The following is a 17,207-nucleotide window of genomic DNA, read 5'->3' as shown; positions in this document are numbered from 1 at the left end:
GGGCTGTCAGCGACCACCGGGTCGTCCTGCTCGGGGACGCCAGCGCCACGGTAGGCGGCCGCAGGCGGTGCACCGAACAACCCGCGAACAGCGCGAGCACGTCCCCAGTCGGCGCACGCCGCTCGATCCAGGGGAGCGCGACGACTCCGAGCGCACCGCTCGCTGCGACTGCGAGGCCGGCGCCGACTCTCGCGCGCCGGGACTGCTCCCGAACGAGCAGGACGACGAGCAGAGCGGCGACGACGACCGCGATGTGGTCGTACACGACGGGTGCGAGAACACGCGCTGCTCGCGTCACCGGGACACCGAGAGCGAACGCTACGGCGACGGCGACACCGCTCCCGAGTGCGGACACGCGGAGTGCCTCCCGGCCACGACCGCCCATGACGAGCCTGTGGCCGGGAAGCGCGCTCACCGCCATTGCCGGGTCGGGAACGCCGAGCGCGAGCGTCGGCACCACGTCCAGGAACGAGTGCGTGACGCCCGCAGCGAGCAGCGCGGCGCCACGAGGTGGGGCGGCCCGGGGACGAGCGGCGCGGCCGCCGCCAGCAGCAACGCCAGGGAGTTCACGTGCAGCCCCGGTACGAGCCCAGAGCACGTCCCGAGCAACACACCGAACGTAATCGCTGCCAGCGCCGCCGCTGTGGCCCCAGGCGAGACGAGCACGCGCACGCCAGCCACCTCCATCGCGGCGAAGTGGTCGCGCTTTCGCACTTCAAGCTACGGCCGATTCGTGGCGGGGCCGCTGATCGGGGAGACGAGGCGTTCGACGAGCGGGTAGCTACGGAGCGAGCGCGTCAAAGAAAATCGTGGGTCGTGGAACCGAATCGAACGCGTCGGGCGTCCGAGTTAGCCGAACAGGTCGCCGAGGCCTTCGCCGGTGGCCTCCTCGTCCTCTTCGTCTTCGGCTTCCGCTTCTTCTTCTTCGGCTTCCGCTTCTTCGGCTTCCTCTTCGGCTTCCTCGGCTTCCTCCGCGCCGCCAGCGGCACCCGCGGCGGGTGCGGCGGGCGCGGCAGCGGCCTCCGCGACGGCTTCCTCGATGTCCACGTCTTCGAGGGCCGCGACGAGGGCCTTGACGCGGGACTCCTCGACGTCGACACCGGCGGCCTCGAGGACGCCAGTGATGTTCTCTTCGTTGAGCTCTTCGCCAGATTCGTTCAGGATGAGTGCTGCGTAAACGTACTCCATTGTTATCCGAACATCTCCCCGAGGCCTTCGGCGCCTGCGTCTCCATCGTCGTCGTCGTCGGAGTCGTCGGCGTCTGCCTCGGAATCAGTGGGTTGGTCGTCGCTCGATTCGTCTTCGTCGGCCTCCTGGGACTCGGCGGCCGCGTCCGCAGCGGGCGCTTCGACGTCCTGGAGTTCCTCGGGCAGCGCTTCCTCGTCGTCGATCTGCGCGGCGAGCGCGCGAACTTGCGCGTCCGCCTTGCTGACGAGGTCCTCGGCGAGGTCCGGGCTCTCGATTGCGGCCTGCAGGCCGAGGCTCTTCGCCTCGCCGGTGGCCTTCCGGAGCAGCGTCGGCGCAGTCTGCGCCGTCGGGTACTCCGCGTTGACCGAGAGGTTCCGGGCGGACGCCGCCGCGGACTGGATGTCCGCGCGGTACTGCTCGACGTCCAGTTCGAGTTCCTCCGGCGTGAACAGCACGCCTTCGGAGAACACCGCGCGCAGGTCCAGTCCCACTTCCTTCGGCTCGATGCCGAGTTCCGAGAGGACGTTGGACACGTCGTCGGACACCGTGTCGCCTTCCTCGACGACGACGGAGTCCTCGAGGACCTGGATGGATCCTTCCTGGATGCGCGCGTTCGCGCCGATGGTCTGGAGTTCGCCGACGAACGGCCCCGGATCGATACCGGTGTCGCCCTCGGGAATCACGATGTCGTTCGGCGCGACCTCCCCGGCGTTGATCGGGGCGGGCGTCTTCGAGTCCTCGAGCTGCTGGTACAGCCCGAAGGGGTTGTCGTTGGTGGCGACGAGGCCGACCTCGCCCGAGAGGTGCTCGGTGAGGTCTTCGAGACCGTCGTCAACCTCCTCGAGCGCGCGCTCGAGGAGCGTGTTCCGGCTCATGCGGAGGACGGCGCTCCCGTGGAGGCCGCGACGCATGTCCTGGAGCTGTCGGCTCGGAATGCCCGTCACGCTGACGACGCCGACACTGTCGTAGGCTTCGAGGAGCTCAGCGAGTTCCTCGACTTCCTCCTGCTTCCACTGTGGAATCGTGTCTGTCGTGCGTTCCTCGGCGGACATCTAAGCCACCTCCACGGCCGGCCCCATCGTCGTCTTCACGTAGACGGCATCGATGTTGTGCGGGCCTTTTTCGAGGTCTGCGTGCAGGCGGCGCAGAATCACGTCGATGTTGTCCGCGATGTTCTCGGCGGACATGTCCTCCGCGCCGACGCGCGTGTGGAACGTGCGCCGGTCGCGGCTGCGAAGCTGCACGGTGTTTTTCATTCGGTTGACTGTCTCGACGACGTCGTCGTCGGGCTGGAGCGGCGTCGGCATCTTGCCGCGCGGACCGAGCACTTGGCCGAGCGCACCCGCGATGTCTTGCATCATGGATGCTTCCGCCACGAAGAAGTCCGTCTCGTCTGCGAGGTCCTTCGCGGCGTCGGTGTCGTCGGCGAGGTCGGCGAGGTCGTCCCCGTCCAGAACCTCGTCGGCGACTTCTTCGGCTCGAACTGCGGTTTCGCCGTCTGCGAAAACCACAATCTGTGTCTCCTGTCCGGTGCCCGACGGCAGTACGACGCCCTCGTCGACTCGATTCGACGGGTCGTTGAGGTCGAGTTCGCGCAGATTGATAGCGAGGTCCACCGTTTCGCGGAAATTCCGCTCAGGGGCCTCGTCGAGTGCGCGCGCCACGGCCTCCTCTATGTCGTTGTCTGCCATCTTTCACCTCCGTAGTGTATGACCCTGTGAAGGTCGGATCTCCTACGGGTCAGTGAAACAGGCTAGGCCTGTCTCGCTTGAAGAGAGGGGGATGGCGTCCTTAAAACCGTCGAACCAGCCTCGTCCGCCAGCCGGCCGCTCGCCGCCGCACAGCGGGGCTTCGGCCCGCAAGAATCCGACGCGAGCACAGGAGTAATGCCAGTCGGCCGCGACCACACAACCACCGAATGACTCGCGCCCCCGACGACCCGAATCAGTGGGACACGGCGACGTACGACGGCAGCCACTCGTTCGTCTACGAGTACGGCGCGGACGTCGTCTCACTGCTGGACCCCCAGCCGGGAGAGCGCATCCTCGACCTCGGCTGCGGAACCGGCCACCTCACCGACGCAATCGCGTCCGCCGGCGCCGACGTCGTCGGCGTCGACAACGCCGAGTCGATGCTCGAGGAGGCGCGGGCCGACTACCCCGACTACGACTTCGTGCACGCGGACGCCCGCGACCTGTCCCTCCAGGACCTCCCCGGAGACGAACCGTTCGACGCCGTGTTCTCGAACGCGGCGCTGCACTGGATTCCGGAGCAGGACGAGGTAGCTGAGTCCGGCAGATCACTCCTGAAGCCGGGCGGGCGCTTCGTCGCCGAACTCGGCGGCACCGGGAACGTCAGTGGCATCGTCGACGCAGTGTTCCGGGAGCTGGACCGCCGCGGCTACGACCAGTCCCACCCGTGGTACTTCCCCAGCATCAGCGAGCACGCCTCGCTCCTCGAGGCCCGCGGCTTCGAAGTACGGTACGCCACCCTCTTCGACCGCCCCACCGAACTCGACGACGGCGAGGACGGCCTGGCGTCCTGGCTGGAGATGTTCGGTGACACGATGCTGGCGCCAGTCCCCGACGACGAACTCGACGACGTCGTCGCGGCAGTCGAAGACGAACTCCGCGCCGACTACTTCGAGGACGGCGTCTGGACGGCGGACTACCGCCGACTCCGCTTCGTCGCCGTTCGCGAGGACGACTGACGGCTCAATTTTCCTCGTTTCCGACGAACGCCGTTGCGCTCGATGCGGAACTGCACCGCAGAATCGTGACCGAACGTCCTGCACGGAGGGCGGACGTCGACTGCTTCGAAGCGCCTGTTTACGCAGCCGCTTCTTCAGCACCAAGGACACCGAGTCGCTACGCGACTCGAGCCCTCGGCCCGTCGAGTTGCGGCTTACGCCGCTGCCTCTTCCGCGCCGAGAAAACCGAAAATCTTCGATTTTCGAATGCTTGCCGCCTCGAAGCCGCGCTTACGCGGCGGCTTCTTCGGCGCCAAGCACGTCGTCGTATTCGCCGTCTTCGACGCGCTGCTTGAACGTCCGCGCGTCCTCGCCTTCGATGGTGACGCCCATCGAGGCGCAGGTGCCAGCGACCTCCTTCGCGGCGTTGCGCGCGTCGTAGGAGAGCAGGTCGGGCTTCTTCTGCTCCGCGATGGTCTTCAGCTGTTCGATGGAGATGTCGGCGACGAACTCCTCGTTGGGGACGCCAGCACCGGTCTCGAAGCCGGCTTCGTCCTTGATGAGCGCGGCCGTCGGCGGGACGCCGACCTCGATGCTGAACGACCCGTCCTCCTCGTACTCGACGGTGACCGGCACTTCCGTGCCGTCGAACGCTTCGGTCTGGTCGTTGATCTCCTGCACGACTGCCTGTACGTCGACGGGTGTCGGGCCGAGTTCCGGACCGAGCGGCGGGCCGGGGTCGGCCTGGCCACCGGGAACCAGCACTTCAATCGTATCAGCCATACTCCGAGAAACCGTCGCCGCGGCTTTAACACTTTCTTTCTACGGAAGGCGGTGAGAACACCTGACGCGCGTCAAGGGACGTTCACGCCCTGCCGTGCGAGGTACTCGCTCAGGTTCTTGATGACGACGGGGCTGCCGATGATTCGGACGACACCGTCGTCCTCGAGAATGCTGACCACGAACTCGGACTCGATGTCCGCCCGAAGCCCCTCCAGCGCGGCGCTCGGGAGCACGATCTGGGTGCTGTCGCGGAGGTTGGAGGGGTCCGGCATCGTCCCCAAATCTCTTGAGACGACCTATGAACGTGTCGAAAACAATCCCGGTCGCCCGCGGAGGGAAGCGCTTTTCGGCGGGAGTAGCCTAGTCGGGCACAATGGGTCTGGAGGAGGAAATCGAATCGCTCGAAGAAGAAATCGCCAACACGCCGTACAACAAATCTACTGAGGCGCACGTTGGCCGTCTGAAGGCGAAACTCGCGGAGAAAAAGGAGAAACTCGAGAAGCAGGAGTCGGGCAGCGGCGGCGGTGGCGGCTACGCCGTCGAACAGCACGGCGACGCGACCGTGGCGCTCGTCGGGTTCCCGTCCGTCGGGAAGTCCTCGCTCATCAACGCGATGACGAACGCGGACAGCGAGGTCGGGTCCTACGAGTTCACGACGCTGAACGTCAACCCGGGGATGTTGGAGTACCGCGGCGCGAACATCCAGTTGCTGGACGTCCCGGGGCTCATCGAGGGCGCGGCGGGCGGCCGCGGCGGCGGGAAGGAGATTCTGTCGGTGATTCGGGCCGCGGACCTCGTCATCTTCATGCTGTCGGCGTTCGAGATCGAGCAGTACGAGCGCCTCGCGGAGGAACTCTACAACGTCAACATCCGCGTCGACGAGGAGCCACCGTCCGTGACCGTCCGCCGGAAGGGCAAGGACGGCATCGACGTGAACACGTCCGGCGACATGGACCTGGACGAGGACACCGTCAAGGAGATTCTCCGCGAGCGAGGGTTCATCAACGCCAACGTCACCATCCGCGGAAACCCCTCCGTGGACCGCCTCGTCGACGGCGTGATGGACAACCGCGTCTACATGCCGTCGCTCGTCACCGTGAACAAGGTCGACCTCATCGAGCCGTCCTACGTGGACACGATGAAGGCCGAGCTCCGCGATCAGGGAATCGACCCCGAGGAGGCAATCTTCATCTCCGCTGCCGAGGAGAAGGGCCTGGACGTCCTCAAAGAACGGATGTGGGAGGAACTCGGCCTCATCCGCATCTACATGGACAAGCCGGGGCGAGGCATCGACTACGAGGAGCCGCTGATCATCCGCGAGGGCGAGACCGTCGACGACGCCCTCCGGAAACTCGGCGGGACGCTCGACGAGCGGTTCCGGTTCGCCCGCGTCACCGGTCCGTCCGCGGTCCACGACGAACAGCAGGTCGGCCGCGACCACGTGCTCGAGGACGAGGACGTGCTCCGCGTCGTCGCGCGGCGATAGCAGTGCCGGCTCCAGACCGCTCGTCGAGCCAGCAGAACCACGCAGTGACCCGCCGTCGGCTCGCGGTCGCCGTGCTCGCGGGGCTGCTACCATGGGTGGTCGTGACGTTCGACGGCGGCTTCTACACAATGTTCGCGGGCGGGTTCCTCCACCTCGACCCGTTTTCGTTCACGTCGATGCTGGAGTACCTCGGGCGCGTACCGACGGTCCCGGCGAGGCTGACCGCGTGGCCGACGGCGACGCTCCTGTACGCGTTGGGGCTCGCTGCAGCAGTCCTAAACCACGTGTCCGGATTCGACGCCCGGGTTCCGGCGGGCCTGTTGTTCCTGGCGGGCGTCGACGTCGGGTTGCTCGGCGTCTCGCTGTCCGGCCAGCAGGGGATTCTCGCGGTCCCCGTCGGCGCGGTCTGGCTGTGGGCCGCGGTCTGGGTCGGCTACGGCGACGAACTGCTCCCGAGTCGCGCGTAGGAAGCCGCGCGTTCTGCGGGTGTCGAGATGGCGTCTGGTTCCGGGTTCGGTACGCTTTTCGACGGCGCCGTCCATCACTCGCACATGAGCGAGTTCGTACTCGACCACGTGATGCTGCGCGTCGGCGACCTCGACGAATCGCTTTCCTGGTACCAGTCCCACCTCGACTACGTGGAGTACGCGCGCTGGGAGGCAGAGACGTTCACGAACGTCTACCTCGGTCCGGAGGACGTCCACGAGGACGGCGCACTCCTCGAACTCACGTACAACCACGACACCTCCGAGTACGACCTCGGTGACGCGTGGGGCCACATCGCCGTGCGCGTCGAGGACGTCTACGACGCCTACGAGGAACTGACGGACGCGGGCGTCGCCGACTACCGCGACCCCGACTCCTGTGGTGGCTCGTACGCGTTCGTGAAGGACCCCGACGGCCACGAGGTCGAACTCGTCGAACGGGACCACGGCCAGCGGTGGAGTCTCGACCACACGATGGTTCGCGTCGAAGACGCCGACCAGCACCTCGGGTTCTGGACGCGGAAATTCGAGTACGAACACACCGGTCGCTGGGAGTCCGACACGTTCGCGAACTACTTCATGAAGCCGACGGGCGCCAGCGACGAGGCGATGGCGGTCGAACTGACGTACAACTACGACGGCCGGACGTACGACCTGGGCGACGCGTGGGGTCACCTGGCGGTCCGCACGGACGACCTGGTCGGCGACTGGGAGGCGCTGATTGAGCGGGAGGCCGCGGACTTCCGCGACCCCGAGTCCTGCGACTACAACTACGCCTTCACGAAAGACCCCGACGGCCACGAGATCGAGGTCCTCGACCCCGACGAGTCGCCGATGGACCGCTCGGCGTAGCGACCGCGAGACGCCCGCTTCCCAGCACTGTCCGGGTCTCCTGGCCACCACGACAGGTCCACGCTCGGTTTCTAACAGAGTGGCGACACCGCAACGCACGGGCAACTGTTTTAGGCTGCCGAGTGCGTGTATGTGTATGGCAACCGAGTCCTCCTGGGTCGACATCGCGCTGGACGTCGTGGCGGGGCTGGCGATGTTGCTGGGCGTCCTCGTCGGGGGCTACGGCCTCCTGGTGGTCCCGGTGTCGCTACTGGGCGGGCTGCAAGTCGCGGCTATCGGGGCGTGTCTGTTCCTCGCGGGACTGTTCGCGACCGACTGGGCGGGCGAACAGTTCGACCTCGAACCCGCCACCAGGCGGAATCTCTCAATTGCGTTCGCCGTTCTGGCGGTCCTTCTGGTCGTCGCGTTCCTCGTCGTCAATTACGCGTCCTTTTCGGTGGGTGAGGCCGTGTCGGAGTAGTTCTGGAGCTCAGTTGGAGCGACACCGCCCCTGCACCCCCACGGCTATCGGGGCCGCGGTCGTTGGGCGACGCATGGAGTGTGACCCAATCGGCCACGTCGAGACGCCGTTCGACACCACGGGGGAGGCGCCACGCCAGGGCTTTCTCGGCGAGCAGTCTGGGACCGTCCACGTCGACGAGCCGTTCCGCCGAGGCCTGACGGGATTCGCGCCCGGCGATTCCGTACTCGTCGTCTGGTGGGCGGACGACGCGGACCGTTCGGTGTTGCGCGTCCGGGAAGGCGACCGCGGGGTGTTCACGACGCGCTCTCCCGCGAGACCGAATCCGGTCTGCCTGACGACCTGCGAACTCATCGCGGTGGACGAGGACGCCGGCACGCTGGAGGTCGCGGGCGTGGACATGGCCGACGGCTCCCCGTTGCTGGACCTGAAGCGGACACTGGAGGCGTCTGGCGAGGGAGCGCCGCCGTAATCACGCACTTAGTCCCGGTACTCGTCGAGCACGTTCGCCGGCGCGTCCGCGAGGCCCGCGAGCGCGTCGGCTTCGACGTGGTGGAGGTCCCCGGGGACGACGAGCAAGTGCAGGGGGTCGCCGAAGTCCTCGTCGGCGAGCGCGGCGAGACGGTTCGCGCGAACTGTCGCGTCCGGCGCGCCGGCCCGGGCGACGACCACGCCGATCGCGTCCGGGTCCCAGTGGTCCGCGAGGAGACCCGCGGCGTGGCTGGCAGTCATGTACTCGTCGCCGTCCGCGCGCGGGTGGTCGACCTTGATGTCGAGATAGCAGAGTGTGTGGAGGTCGCGCTCGCGGTTCGCCTCGATCGCATCGACGACCGAACTCGGCACGCCGTCCGCGCCGTGCGCCCACTCGAAGGGGAGCGTGGTCGCCTTCCCGAAGCGATAGTTCTGGAGGCCCGTAAGGCTGGACGCCGCGGACTCCGCGGTCGGCGCGTGAATCACGCGCGTCTCGACGCCGCGGTCCTCGGCACGCAACCGGAGGTCCACGTGCGTCGTCGAGATCATCGTGTCCCCCGCCGTGAGGAAGACGACGTCCTCGGTCTCCGCGGCCGCCAGCATCGGCTCCGGGTCCTGTTCGACCCCGGCTCTGTCCCGGACTTCCACGTCGATACCGTGGTAGGCTTCCAGGTCCGCGACGTCCGCGCCGACGAGGCGACTGGTGTAGAACTCCGCGAACGCTCGGTCGGCGGCCGCGATGGCGTCGGCGCCCGCGACAGTGACAGAGCGCTCGTCGTACAGCCCCAGACCGACGAACGTGAGCATACCTCCGGTAGCGCATCCGGGGCCGTAGGGGTTTCGAGACGACAACGCGGTCTCCCCCTGGACGGCGCGGGCCGGCCGGGAAGCGACACGGGTAAGGCCGCGCCCGACTGATTCCCGACGATGCCAGTACCGTGCGTCCGCGTGCCGGTGGAGGACGGGGAGGCGACCCGCCAGCGGCTCGCAGACGCAGACCTCCTCGTCGACGAGTACGCGATCACGCACGAGGACGGCAGCCTCTACATTCCCGTCAGCGACCCGGACACCGTTCCCGAAGACCTCGCGGTCGTGGACTACGACGCGCCGGAGCGCGAGACGCCGACGACCCCTGCCGACATCCTCGGATTCGAGCCGACCTGCGAACGCCTCGGCGACGTCGTCATCCTCGACGAGGACGACCCGGAGCGCGCCCGCGACGTCGCCGACGCCGTGATGGCGTCCGACGTCCGAGCGAAGACGGTCGTGAATCGCGCGTCGAAGGTCAAGGGAACGGAGCGCGTCCGCGACTGGGACGTGCTCGCCGGAGACGGCACTGCGTCGAGCGAAGCGAGCCGAGGGTCCGAAGACGAGCGGCGCGAATCTTCCGGCACGGAGACCGTCCACACCGAGTACGGCTGCGAGTTCGAACTGGACCTCGCGGAGGTCTACTTCTCGCCGCGCCTCGCGACGGAACGCCACCGCGTCGTCGAACAGGTCGCGGTCGGCGAGCACGCCTTCGACATGTTCGCGGGCGTCGGCCCGTACGCGATTCCGATGGCAGAAGCGGGCGCGACAGTGGTCGCCACCGACATCAACGAGACGGCCGTCGAATACCTGCGGCGGAACGCTCGACGGAACGACGTCGCGGACCGCGTGACGGCCATCGCCGGGGACGTGAGAGAAACGGCCAGTGAGTACGCGGATTGGGCGGACCGCATCGTGATGAACCTCCCCCACACCGCCGACGAGTTCCTCGACACCGCGGTCGCCCTCGCGGGCGACGACTGCGTGATTCACTACTACGACTTCCAGCACGAGAACGACCTGTTCGGCCCCGGCGAAGCGGCGATTCGGGACGCGGCCGAACCCGCCTACGACGTCACCATCGAGAACACGCGCACCGTCAGGTCGTACGCGCCCCACGAACTCAACGTCGTGCTGGACGCCCGACTGACGCGGCAGTAATTCGACACCCTTATTTCTGTCATCCGGCTACGGTAGGTTGCACGAGGTGCGCCGGTGTGCTGCCGAGCGAAGCGAGGCAGGGTTCGGCGTGCGAGTGAACCGAAGCGTGCCGGTATAGCTCAGACTGGTAGAGCGATTCCTTCGTAAGGAATAGGCCAAGGGTTCAAATCCCTTTACCGGCTCTAACTTTTCCGTTTCGACCGCGCTGTATGCCGGGTTCCGTGTCCCCGAACGCCTACCCGTCGTCGCAGTCGGTCAAACTCGGTCAGGGCGAACTCAGTGTAGAATTCAGTGGGTGAATAGCCATTCACCACATAGCGTTACCTCCCTCGAACGCTAGCAGCCAAATACGACGACGATGGTGGCGAGTGTGAGGCGACGTCGATCGGACAGCCCACAGCTCGACTATGCAGCAAGACAGCACGACCGACACAAGACAGCTCGAATCGGCGCTCGTAATCGGGGGAACCGGCTTTATCGGTCGCCACGCCGTCCGGGAACTCCTCGACCACGACTGCAACGTCACGGTACTGAGTCGGGGAACCAACGGCTATCGGCTCCCCGACGAGCTACCCGTCGCGTACCGTACGGCGGACCGAACCGACGTCGAGGCGTTCGCCGACAGCGTCGGGCATATCGACCCAGACCTGGTTGTGGATTGCGCTGCCCTGTCTCCCGGAGACGTCCGAACTGCCACCGACACATTCCCCGACGTGGACGCGTACGTCTACGTGTCGAGCGGGGGCGTGTACAGTGCGCATACGATTCCCAAGCGCGAGGACGAGACGCCGCTACACGACTGCACGCCCGAACAGGCGACGGACGACTCGATGGCGAGTTACGGACCGCGGAAGGCCGAGTGCGATCGAGAGGTGGTTTCGGCGGCAGACCGCGGCGTCACCGCTCTGTCCGTCCGACGATGGTGTACGGTCCGAAGTCCCTCCAAGCCGCTACCGAAACCGGAACCGGAACCGGGGATACAGCCCCCGCGTGGGCGGAGGACCGTCCCGGCCTGCAGAGCCATCACGACTACTGGGTCGACCGGGTCGCGAATCACGACCGCGTCGTCGTGCCGGGTGACGGGACCGCAATCTGGCACCGGGCGTACGTCGAAGACGTTGCGAGCGCGATTCGGGTCGTGGCCGAACGGGGCGTGGCGGGGGAAGCCTACAACGTCGGTGACCGCCGCGTGTGCACGATGGAGGACGTCGTTGAACTGATTGCTGCTGAACTCGACACGTCGCTGACGGTCGTCCACGTGAGCGAGCGTGAGCTCGCGGCGGTCGGCCTCGACCCGGACGATTTCGTCCTCTATCACCACCTTGGGTCACGATATCCACACGTACTCGACACCTGCAAGCTCGCGTCCCTGGGCTGGCAGTCGACGCCAGTCAAGCAGTCTATCGCCGAGACAGTCAAAGAGTCCGTCACGAGCGGCCGCGATGGAAACGCCTTCGACCCGGGCCGGGCCGCCGAGGAACAGCTACTCGATTCGGTGGCTGGCTAATCGGCCAGGCTCCCGATTTCGTGCGTGAGGCCGGCGGAATACCCACGATCCCTCGATGCAGTACTTTCACCGGTCCGGATATTCGGCTGCGGGTATCGGAGAGCCTGCTGACCTGCTATCGGTCCTGGACAGTCATCCGGATCGGATGCTTCGGACGAGTGGTGACCGCGGATTCCAACTCGAACGTCGTCTCGGAATCGAGTTCCAGGTGATAGTTCTGGTAGAGCGCTGCGAGGACGAGCGTCGCCTCCATCAGCGCGAACCGTTCCCCGACACAGCGGCGAGGGCCGGCACCGAACGGAAAGTACGCCAGCCGTGGAAGTGCCGCTCGGAAGTCGTCGGTCCAGCGTCCTGGGCGGAACGCGTCCGGCTCGTCGTACCACCGCGGGTCGCGGTGGACCACCCACGGCGGTGTTGCAATCGTCGCACCCGGTGGGATCTGATACCCCCGAATGTCGATACCGTCGACGGGTTCGCGGTGGATGTCGCTCGCTGGCGGATAGAGCCGCAGCGACTCCGTAATCACGCGCTCCGTGTACGGGAGTTCGTCCATCACGGCCATCGTCGGATCGCTCCCGTCGAGTTCGGCCTCGAGTTCCTGGACGAGGGTCGTCTCGACATCCGGGTGTGTTGCCAGGAGGTAGCAGGTGAACGTCAGCGCCTGGGCTGTCGTCTCGTGGCCCGCCACCAGGAAGGTCATCACTTCATCTCGGAGTTGTCGCCGGCTCATCGGTTCGCCACCGGAGAACTCCGCTGCGAGCAGTCTGGACAGGACGTCGTCTCCGTCCGGATTGGTCCTGCGCTCGGCGATGATGTCGTCGACGACCGCCTCCAGCGACGACAGCGCACGCTCGAAGCGGCGGTTTCCGGGCGTCGGCACCCAGCCCGGGAGGAGGTGATGCCACGCGCTGCCGAGTCGACCGAAGATGGTGTCGAGGCTGGTGCCGATCCGCTCGATCTCCGTTTCGACTTCCGCGCCGAGGAGTGCGCGGGCGACGACGTCGAGTGTCACGGCTCGCATCTCCTGATTGATGTCGACCTGGTCCCCCGGCGTCCACGTCGAGAGCCGTCGGTCGATGGCGTCGACCATCAGGTCTGCGTAGACGGCTATCTGGTCCGGGTGAAACGCAGGCTGAATGCGTTGTCGCTGTTCGCGCCACAGGTCGCCGTCACTGGTGAACAACCCCTCGCCCGCGACGGGACCGAGCACGTCTTTGGTCAGGTGGCTCTTGGTGAACGCCTGGTTGTTGGTGACGAGCACCGACTCGATGTCGTCGGGGTGGTTGAGCTGATAGATGGATTCAGTGAAGAACTGGTAGTAGACGACGTCGCCGTAGTTGCGGCGATTTTCGAGGAGGAATTCGAGCGCGCGCCGGGACTCGAGGGCACAGCCGATGCCGGGAAGGCCGGTAGGACCGGGCGGGACAGTAGACTCTCGAGCGACGATCATCGGCATCGTCGGCTCCGTCTTTGTTTCTTCGTGCCGTGATATGGGTGTCTGGAGAGCGCCGCCCACGTGCGCGTCGTTCGGGGTACACAAGTTCGATCGTGATATCCGCTCGGGATGTCGACCGCGACGTTCTTCCCGGTAGCCGCTGTAGACTGTCGGGAATCACGATCCTGTTCGGTGGGCGATTCGCCGCCCGTCGAATCGGACAGTTTCATGCCTTGTCACCGTCCCAAGCGAACGCGGTGGCCGTTCAGGAGAGTCCCTCGGGTCCACGACTCACTCGCGATACTGGCGGATTCGGACAGATTGTGAAGGCGACCAGCGTGAGAATCCGTTCTGATTCTGTTCACCCCCACCACCCCTCGAGCGCGCGGCCGAGGAGCGAGGGTTCGGCACCGCGCTTCGCGATGACGACCGGTGGCGCGACTCGCCGGGCGACGGTTTCCGCGACCGACCCGATCACGCGACGGCGGAGTTGTCGTTCGCGCGTCGCTCCCAGGACGACGAGGTCGTGGTCGGCGGCCGCGTCGACGATGGCGTCCGCGGGGTCGGCCGCTTCATGCACGTGCTCGTCGACTGGAACGCCCTCGAGGCGTTCGGTTACCGCGTCGACGTGGCTCCGGGCGGCTTCGCGTTCCATGGCAGTGCCGCCGGGCGGGACGTAGGAGACGACAGTCACGCTCGCGTCGTTCGAGCGCGCAATCGCTTCCGCGAGGTCGGCCCCCGGCTCCACGTGCCGCCCGCCGTCCGTCGGGAGCAGGACCGCGTCCACGCGTTCGGCGGTGGTCCCGACGCGCTCCACGAAGACGTCGCAGGGTGCGCGCCGCACAAGCGGGTCCAGGGTCGTTCCGAGCATGATGTCCGACGGCCGCGACTGCTCCTGCCAGCCGAGCAACAGCGAGTCCGCGTCGGTCTGTGCGACCGTTGAGAGGATGGTGTCGGAGACGTCCGACCCGACGAGTAGACTCCGCTTGACCGGCACTGAGCGCTCCTCTGCGAGTGCGACCGCCTCGTCGAGGACTGCCTGCTGGTCGTCGGCGAACTCCCGCTTGATGCGTTCCTCCGAGAACAGCAAGAACGGGGACGTCACGTGCTTGTGGATGACGCTGACGACCCGGATCTGTCCGTCGTTGTCCGCCGCGAGGTCGGTGGCCGTCCGCATCAACTGCTCGACGTGAGCGGGATTGGCGAGCGCGACCATGACGGTGTACGGCCGGCCGTCTGCAGGGTCGTCCTCGAGAACCGTTTGGTCGTCCACCGTTCGCTCGTCCCCCATTACGTATTATTTATCATGAAGTATATGTAGGGGTTTCGGACAACCGGGTCGTCGATCGCTATCGGTTAGCTCTCACGGGAGTCTCGCAGCAAGGCAGCAGCGGAACGGAGCACACGGGGCGGCGCTCGGAACCCGATTCCCGCCGTCGTCGCCCGTGCCAGTGGGCGAACTCACCAGGCACCTGCGAACGGAGGCGCGAGCGGTGCTCCACTGAGTACTTATGCTCGTCGGCCAGCTACGCGTAGGCATGCACGTCGTCATCGTCGGCGGGGGCATCGTGGGGATGACACTCGCTGCGGCACTCGCGACAGAACCCCAGACGGAAGTGACGCTCTGTGAGCGTGACGTGCTCGGCGGCGGGACGACGAGCGCGTCGGCGGCCATCTTCATGACCCAGCAGCCCCGCCCGGAGGCGTCCGACGACGCGGTCCGGAAGCTATCCTGGGAGACGTACGGCCCGCTCGTCGCCGACGGGGCGCTGTCGTTCGAGCAGGTCGGCAGGCTCACCGTCGCGGAGACGAACGCGTACGCTGCGGACCTCAGGGACGCCGTCGAGCCCCTTCGCGAGCTCGGGTACGACGCGGAGTGGGTCGACGCCGACGCACTCTCGAAGTATGGGGTCGCAGCAGCCGACCACGAGGGGGCATTGTACACGCCCGAAGAGGGGTACTTCGACGTGGACGAACTGGTCGAGCACTTCGCGGCGGAAGCGCGTGCGGCTGGCGCCGAGATTCGGACCGACGAGGCGGTCGTCGACGTCCAGACGGACGACGCGGGCGTCACAGCAGTCGAAACGGAGTCGGCGGTGGTAAACGCGGACGCCGTAGTGAACGCCGCGGGACCGTGGGCGACCCGGGTGAACGATTTCGTCGGCGTGCGGACGCCGCTCCGTCACACCGTCGGCCCGATTCTGGTCGTCGAGGGCGCCGACCGCGAGGTTCCGTTCGCGGTGTTCGAGTCCAAGCGGTACGTTCGGCCCGTCGGCAGCGACGGCGCGTACGTCGGGAAGTACCTCACCGACTACGCCGACGGCGAGGTCCGCGACCCGGACGCACCGACGGACGTGCTCGACGACTTCCACGACGAAGCAGAGGCGTTCTTGGAGGCCTCTGTCCCAGCACTGACGGACACCACCGTCGTCGACGAGTGGGTGGGCCTGCGGACGGTCACGCCGGACGGCCGTCCGGTCGTCGGCGAGTCGGCTGTCCCCGGGTTCTACCTCGCTGTCGGCATGAGCGGGCAGGGCGTCACGCTCGCGCCGGCAGTCGCGGACGTCCTCTCAGCGCAGCTTACCGGCGGCGACCACGACCTCGCGGAACCGATGACGCCGGGACGGTTCTGACGCTCCCGATCAGTCCTCGGTGGTGGCGTCGGGCCGGTAGCCGCGGCTGATCGCGCGCCACTTCCCGGTCGTGAACCGGTAGTAGTTGATGGCGGCCGGGACGAGCGTCTCCGCGAAGAAGGAGAGGTAGATGCCCAGGATCCCCAGACGCGTGGTTGCGCCGAGGTAGACCAGGGGGATGCCAATCCCGAACATGCCGATTGCGCGGCTGTAGAACGGCCAGCGCGTGTCCCCCGTGGCGTCGAGCGCGCCGGCGATGGCCGCCGTGACGCCCTGCGGGATGATGGCCACGGCTGCGGCGTACACCATGCCGACCGCGAGGAGGACGCTGGGGTCGCTGGGGTCGTCGACGAACAGGCGGACGATCTGGTGGGCGAACACCGCGACCACGACCGCCGCGAGGGCGTACGTGGCGACAGAGAACACCGTGATTTCGCGGCCGTAGGAGGCAGCCGTCTCCTCGTCGCCCTTCCCGAGTTCCTGGCCGACGAGGCTGGAGGCGGCGAGCCCGAAGCCCCACCCGGGCGCGTTCATGATGCCCCAGATGCGCCGCGTGACGATGTACGCGGCCACCGTCGGGGAGCCGAACATGCCGACGAACGCCAGCAACGGGAAGCGCGCGACGGTCCACACGGAGTTCCGGCCGACCACCGGCAGCCCGATTTCCACGATGTCCCGGCACGTCCCGCGGTGCCAGTACTGGCCGAGCGGCGAGACGGTGACGGGGAACGCGCCCACCACCGGGAGTCCGCCGCGGGTCATCCCGACGGCGAACGCACCGACCACGACGACGTTGCTGACGACCGTGCCGAGCGCGGCGCCGACGACTCCCATCCCCAGGACGAAGATGAACACGGCGTTGAGCGCGACGTTGATGACGGCGCCGCCGGCGCGCAGGACCATCGCGGTCCAGGCGTCGTCCGCGCCGATAAGCGCGCGACTCCCGATGAGGTTGAGGCCGGCGAACGGCACGCCCACGGCGAGCACGCGCAGGTAATCGGCGCCGTACTGGATTGCTGCCGGGTCGTCGGTGAGCAGCGAGATGAGCGCGACCGGGCGCGCGTAGAACAGGACGGCGACGGGGATGGTGGCCGTGACGGTGAGGACGACGCTCGAGCGGATGGCCTGCCCGAGTTCGTCGTACGCGTTCGCGCCGAACCGCTGGGAGACGAGCGCGATGGTGCCGCCGGCGAGGCCGCCGCCGAGGCTGAACGCCGCCCCCCAGTAGGGCCCGGCGAACCGACGCCCGC

18 protein-coding genes, 1 tRNA gene and 1 pseudogene are annotated in these 17,207 nt (G+C 67.1%); 10 read left to right on the top strand and 10 right to left on the bottom strand.

The window, feature by feature from the left end; all coding sequences use genetic code 11:
• The 4 genes from GRX66_RS08760 to GRX66_RS08745 form a co-directional block, all read right to left on the bottom strand.
• Positions 1-598 (bottom strand): tripartite tricarboxylate transporter permease (locus GRX66_RS08760; RefSeq protein WP_325064021.1); only part of this gene is annotated, 598 nt, incomplete at its 3' end.
• Positions 599-849: 251 nt separating this feature from the next.
• A complete protein-coding gene (gene rpl12p / locus GRX66_RS08755) occupies positions 850-1,188 on the bottom strand; it encodes a 50S ribosomal protein P1 (protein WP_159526219.1) in 339 nt (112 codons plus the stop codon).
• Positions 1,189-1,190: 2 nt separating this feature from the next.
• Positions 1,191-2,240, bottom strand: a complete 1,050-nt coding sequence (locus GRX66_RS08750; RefSeq protein WP_159526218.1) for a 50S ribosomal protein L10 — start codon at positions 2,238-2,240, stop codon at positions 1,191-1,193.
• Positions 2,241-2,879: a 50S ribosomal protein L1 gene (locus GRX66_RS08745; protein ID WP_159526217.1), complete on the bottom strand. Its 639-nt coding sequence runs from the start codon at positions 2,877-2,879 to the stop codon at positions 2,241-2,243.
• Between the two features lie 227 nt (positions 2,880-3,106).
• On the opposite strand from GRX66_RS08745, the gene GRX66_RS08740 reads away from it, so the two are divergent.
• Positions 3,107-3,898, top strand: coding sequence for a class I SAM-dependent methyltransferase (locus GRX66_RS08740; RefSeq protein ID WP_159526216.1), 792 nt, complete (start codon positions 3,107-3,109; stop codon positions 3,896-3,898).
• A gap of 270 nt (positions 3,899-4,168) precedes the next feature.
• On the opposite strand, the gene GRX66_RS08735 is transcribed toward GRX66_RS08740, so the two are convergent.
• Positions 4,169-4,660 carry a 50S ribosomal protein L11 gene (locus GRX66_RS08735; RefSeq protein ID WP_159526215.1) on the bottom strand — a complete coding sequence of 164 codons (492 nt, stop codon included), beginning with the start codon at positions 4,658-4,660 and terminating at the stop codon, positions 4,169-4,171.
• A gap of 71 nt (positions 4,661-4,731) precedes the next feature.
• Positions 4,732-4,932, bottom strand: coding sequence for a VNG_1110C family protein (locus GRX66_RS08730; protein WP_159526214.1), 201 nt, complete (start codon positions 4,930-4,932; stop codon positions 4,732-4,734).
• Between the two features lie 101 nt (positions 4,933-5,033).
• Between GRX66_RS08730 and GRX66_RS08725 the strand changes: the two genes are divergently transcribed.
• From GRX66_RS08725 to GRX66_RS08705, 5 genes are all read left to right on the top strand, one after another.
• Entirely contained in the window at positions 5,034-6,146 is a 1,113-nt protein-coding gene (locus GRX66_RS08725) for an OBG GTPase family GTP-binding protein (RefSeq protein WP_159526213.1), read from the top strand.
• Between the two features lie 44 nt (positions 6,147-6,190).
• Positions 6,191-6,613, top strand: coding sequence for a TIGR04206 family protein (locus GRX66_RS08720; RefSeq protein WP_159526212.1), 423 nt, complete (start codon positions 6,191-6,193; stop codon positions 6,611-6,613).
• 84 nt (positions 6,614-6,697) lie between these two features.
• A complete protein-coding gene (locus GRX66_RS08715; RefSeq protein WP_159526211.1) occupies positions 6,698-7,483 on the top strand; it encodes a VOC family protein in 786 nt (261 codons plus the stop codon).
• A 136-nt stretch (positions 7,484-7,619) separates the two neighbouring features.
• Positions 7,620-7,943, top strand: a complete 324-nt coding sequence (locus tag GRX66_RS08710) for a hypothetical protein (RefSeq protein ID WP_233745377.1) — start codon at positions 7,620-7,622, stop codon at positions 7,941-7,943.
• A gap of 73 nt (positions 7,944-8,016) precedes the next feature.
• Positions 8,017-8,415: an SAM-dependent methyltransferase gene (locus GRX66_RS08705; RefSeq protein WP_159526210.1), complete on the top strand. Its 399-nt coding sequence runs from the start codon at positions 8,017-8,019 to the stop codon at positions 8,413-8,415.
• Positions 8,416-8,423: 8 nt separating this feature from the next.
• On the opposite strand, the gene dph5 is transcribed toward GRX66_RS08705, so the two are convergent.
• Positions 8,424-9,221, bottom strand: coding sequence for a diphthine synthase (dph5, locus tag GRX66_RS08700; protein ID WP_159526209.1), 798 nt, complete (start codon positions 9,219-9,221; stop codon positions 8,424-8,426).
• 120 nt (positions 9,222-9,341) lie between these two features.
• On the opposite strand from dph5, the gene GRX66_RS08695 reads away from it, so the two are divergent.
• From GRX66_RS08695 to GRX66_RS20770, 3 genes and pseudogenes are all read left to right on the top strand, one after another.
• The gene (locus tag GRX66_RS08695; RefSeq protein WP_159526208.1) at positions 9,342-10,382 is read left to right on the top strand and encodes a class I SAM-dependent methyltransferase; all 1,041 of its coding nucleotides are present in this window, start codon (positions 9,342-9,344) and stop codon (positions 10,380-10,382) included.
• Between the two features lie 108 nt (positions 10,383-10,490).
• Positions 10,491-10,564, top strand: a tRNA-Thr gene (locus tag GRX66_RS08690).
• Between the two features lie 225 nt (positions 10,565-10,789).
• Positions 10,790-11,889 (top strand): annotated as a pseudogene (locus tag GRX66_RS20770) (NAD-dependent epimerase/dehydratase family protein).
• Positions 11,890-12,004: 115 nt separating this feature from the next.
• On the opposite strand, the gene GRX66_RS08680 reads toward GRX66_RS20770, so the two are convergent.
• Positions 12,005-13,339 carry a cytochrome P450 gene (locus GRX66_RS08680; protein WP_201292966.1) on the bottom strand — a complete coding sequence of 445 codons (1,335 nt, stop codon included), beginning with the start codon at positions 13,337-13,339 and terminating at the stop codon, positions 12,005-12,007.
• A gap of 346 nt (positions 13,340-13,685) precedes the next feature.
• Positions 13,686-14,615, bottom strand: coding sequence for a universal stress protein (locus GRX66_RS08675; protein WP_159526206.1), 930 nt, complete (start codon positions 14,613-14,615; stop codon positions 13,686-13,688).
• Between the two features lie 247 nt (positions 14,616-14,862).
• On the opposite strand from GRX66_RS08675, the gene GRX66_RS08670 reads away from it, so the two are divergent.
• On the top strand, positions 14,863-15,957 hold the full coding sequence (locus GRX66_RS08670; RefSeq protein ID WP_159526205.1) for an NAD(P)/FAD-dependent oxidoreductase: 1,095 nt from the start codon (positions 14,863-14,865) through the stop codon (positions 15,955-15,957).
• Positions 15,958-15,966: 9 nt separating this feature from the next.
• Here GRX66_RS08670 and GRX66_RS08665 read toward each other — a convergent pair.
• Positions 15,967-17,207, bottom strand: a 1,241-nt coding sequence (locus GRX66_RS08665) for an MATE family efflux transporter (protein WP_159526204.1), incomplete at its 5' end; no start/stop codon positions are given.

The organism is Halobacterium bonnevillei (assembly GCF_009831555.1).
Lineage (GTDB): Archaea > Halobacteriota > Halobacteria > Halobacteriales > Halobacteriaceae > Halobacterium > Halobacterium bonnevillei.
Note: the sequence above shows the minus strand (reverse complement) of the source record. Positions and strands in the feature narration are given on the sequence as shown.